The following is a 3,563-nucleotide window of genomic DNA, read 5'->3' on the forward strand; positions in this document are numbered from 1 at the left end:
TTTTATTTCATTTATCATCACAACCATAGACAACACCAGTTATCAAACTGCTTGTGGTTGGTTTAACCATTGTGATAACACTTTCGCTATTTGCATAGTAGAATGTGTTAACTGGATTTGTGATATTGCTTATATCAATTTGACCAAGATAATCTTTCACCACGATTGTGTCGGGGGCAGATGGTTTTAATTCAATTTTTAAATCAACTACCGTTGCTGGCACAACATTATAAGTTACATCAACCGAACCCGCATAACTTTTACTATCTATTTTCACGGTTAAAGTTGCAGAGTGATTATCTTTTTTCTCAATTGTAATTTGCGAAAAATCATCAATGACATTGCTATTTTTCTGATTAACAGCAGTGAAAATAGTATCATCGCTGTTATCAATGATATTGCCTAAATCAGTGTTTTTTATTAAATCACCTAAATTTTCTTGAACTGGTGGAGTTGGCGGTACAACTTTCGCCTGCATTGAGACCGTAATTTCACTTGTATATTTTTTACCATCCAAAGTAAACATTACTTGCAAATTATGGTCTCGTGGTGCCATTTCGGGTTTCACATTGATTTTTCATTTTTTATTTGTTTGTGTTTGTTGGACATTATCAAAAACAACTTTATCAATGTTTGGGTTGGCAATATCAATGTTTAACTCCCCATCAACACTAAGCAAGTCAGGGCGAGTCCAAGTTTGTGTTTTTGTGCTATCAACCAAAGTAAATTTACTTTGTTGTTTTAGCCAATCTAAAACCATTGTTGTAAATTTAAGCCAATCATTACCACCAAAATAATAATTACCATTACTATCTATCATTATAAATGAAGTATCATTTTCTATCCCGTTAATTTTGTTTAGTATTTTTTCACCTTGTTTTAACACAAACACACCATCAGGTGCTCCAAAATAAATAATATTAGAACTATCAACAACAATTGAATTAACATAACCATTTATTCCGTTGATTTCTGTTGGGGTTGTTGCACCTTGTTTCAGCATAATTGCTCCGTCCTTTGTCCCAAAATAAAAGTTATTATCTTTGTCAATTGCAATTGAATTAACTTTATTATTTATTCCATTGATTTTTGTTGGGGTTGTTTCCCCGTGTTTTAACACAAACACACCGCTATTTGTCCCAAAATAAATGTTATCTTTACTATCAACAACAATTGAAATAACATAACCATTTATTCCGTTGATTTCTGTTGGGGTTGTTGCACCTTGTTTCAGCATAATTGCTCCGTCCTTTGTCCCAAAATAAAAGTTATTATCTTTGTCAATTACAATTGAATTAACTTTATTATTTATTCCATTGATTTCTGTTGGGGTTGTTTCCCCGTGTTTTAACACAAACACACCGCTATTTGTCCCAAAATAAATGTTATTATCTTTGTCAATTACAATTGAATTACAAACATTATTTATTCCATTGATTTTTGTTGGTGTTGTTTCCCCGTGTTTTAACACAAACACACCTGCAAACGTACCCAAATAAATGTTATTATCTTTGTCAATTACAATTGACATAACATAACCTCTAATACCATCAATTTCTTTTAGCGGTAGATAGTAGTTATTTGAATTAGATGTCAAGGTATTAAAATCGCGCTTTACTTTTTCTAGTGGTGCGTTGGCTAGCAACGGAGCGGGAATGTTTACTGTTAATGTTGATATGGTTAATAGAATTAGTAGTTTTTTCATTTCATTGTTTCCTTTCTGATAAATAAAAAAAAGAATATCACACTGCTGATATTCCCATAGACAATTATTTTAAAAAAAACCAAGAAATTATGTTAGATTTTTGTTATAATTTTCTATGGAAACACGGGTTGTTAAAATTTTTGTGTTTCCATTTTTTATTTATTTAATTACAGAATGATTATATACGTTTTATTTAAAAAGTAAATTTTTTTAATTTTGTAAAAAATATTTTAAATTACCTGTGTTATTTAATTTCTTTGATGAGTTCTTCGTAGGCTTTTTTTTGCCGCCAATATGTAGAGTTAGTCCATATTGTGTCTAATTTAACTGTATTTTTTGAAAAAGTGTCTGAATGTTTAATCTCAAATTTTAATAAATACTTTAAAAGATTATCATTTTTTAATCATTCTAAAATAGTTTTTGTAACATCATTATTTTTTACATTATTTAATAAAATTTTAATATTTGGTGGTTCTTTATTAATAATTTTAGAAATATGATTTAAAGTATTTTTTAAATCTAATACCCCTTTATAACACCCTCCGTCATCAGTTAGAGGTACAATTATTAAATCAGACAACATTAAAAAACTTAATCCTAATTCTTGTATTGTTGGTGGGTAGTCAATTAACACATAATCATAACTATCAAATATTTCTTCATTATATTCATAAATTAAATCAGCAAATAAATATTTTTCTTTTTCATTTTTATAGAAAGTATTTATTAAAGTTGTTGTTGAATTTATTTCTTCTCCGCCAATAATAATGTCAATATTTTTATATTTCGTTGATTGAATAATATTATCAACAGTTATTAAATTTGGATTTATAATTAAAGGTATAATATTTTTTTTATAATTATAATTATTATTTGAAAAAATAGTTGATAAGGTTGCTTGGGGGTCAAGGTCAATCAATAAGATCTTTGATCCATCAAGGGCTAACTTATATGCAACATTTTTGCAAAGGGTTGTTTTTCCGACCCCACCTTTTTTGACTGCAAAACTAATAATCTTCATTGTTGTTGTTTTTCAATTTATCAAAATAATCTTTTAAAATATTATTCATAAGCGTTGTGTTGCTTCATTGCCTCTCTTTTGCTAAATTTCTAAATTTTTGAACTAATTTAACATTACATAACATTCTAGGCATAACATTATTTTCATTTATTTTTTTAAATTCTTTAGCATTTTTAAAACTGGAATTATTTTTGTATATATCATTATTATTTATTGTTTCTTTTATTAATTTATTTACTTTATTTGGCATATTTTTCCTTTTCTATACTATTAATACTAAATTTAGTATTAATAGTATTATACATTAAAAATATTTAAAATAAAGGTTTTATATTATTATACTATTAATACTAAATTTAGTATTAATAGTATAATAATATAAGTATAATAAAATTATTAAGTTTACATTTTATTACCTTTTACCCGTGAAAACAACACTCAATGCGCCACAGACAACAATAGCAAAACAATAAATAAAAAAACCTTATTTTATAAGGGTTTTTAAACTATGGTACTATGTTAAATTATTAGATTTAATTCATTATTATTTATTAATCTGGGCTCGCGGTGATTTTCATAAGTTTGTGAAAAATGCCTTAAAGTTTAAAAAAACTTTTGCCGCGCTTTTCAAAATGCTTGGGAAAAATTCTAAGCGTTAAGCTAAGAATTTTATAAAGGTTCCCAAATTTGTTTGAAAGAATTTCAAAACTTTTTTAACTTATAAATTATTTTATCACAAAAATTTCATAAAATCAACCGCTCGCCCAAAAAAGAGATGTAAAAACCATATGCGAAATTATTCATTATTTTTTATCAATTGAAATTTGATATAAAAAT

Annotated in this window: 3 protein-coding genes; all 3 read right to left on the reverse strand. The window is 26.7% G+C overall.

Features of this window, described 5'->3' with window-relative positions; translation table 4 throughout:
* Positions 1 to 1,705: two-component regulator propeller domain-containing protein (locus D9R21_RS05070; protein WP_283949351.1), on the reverse strand; the 1,705-nt coding region annotated here is incomplete at its 3' end.
* Positions 1,706 to 1,949: 244 nt separating this feature from the next.
* Complete coding sequence (locus D9R21_RS05075; RefSeq protein ID WP_158613907.1) at positions 1,950 to 2,726, reverse strand: ParA family protein; 777 nt, start codon at positions 2,724 to 2,726, stop codon at positions 1,950 to 1,952.
* The gene (locus tag D9R21_RS05080) at positions 2,713 to 2,976 is read right to left on the reverse strand and encodes a hypothetical protein (RefSeq protein WP_126821359.1); all 264 of its coding nucleotides are present in this window, start codon (positions 2,974 to 2,976) and stop codon (positions 2,713 to 2,715) included. Before D9R21_RS05080 ends, D9R21_RS05075 begins: the two co-directional genes overlap by 14 nt.
* Positions 2,977 to 3,563 lie beyond the last annotated feature (587 nt).

Origin of the sequence: Spiroplasma endosymbiont of Megaselia nigra, from assembly GCF_003987485.1 — a bacterium.
In the GTDB taxonomy this organism is placed as follows: Bacteria; Bacillota_I; Bacilli_A; order Mycoplasmatales; family Mycoplasmataceae; genus Spiroplasma.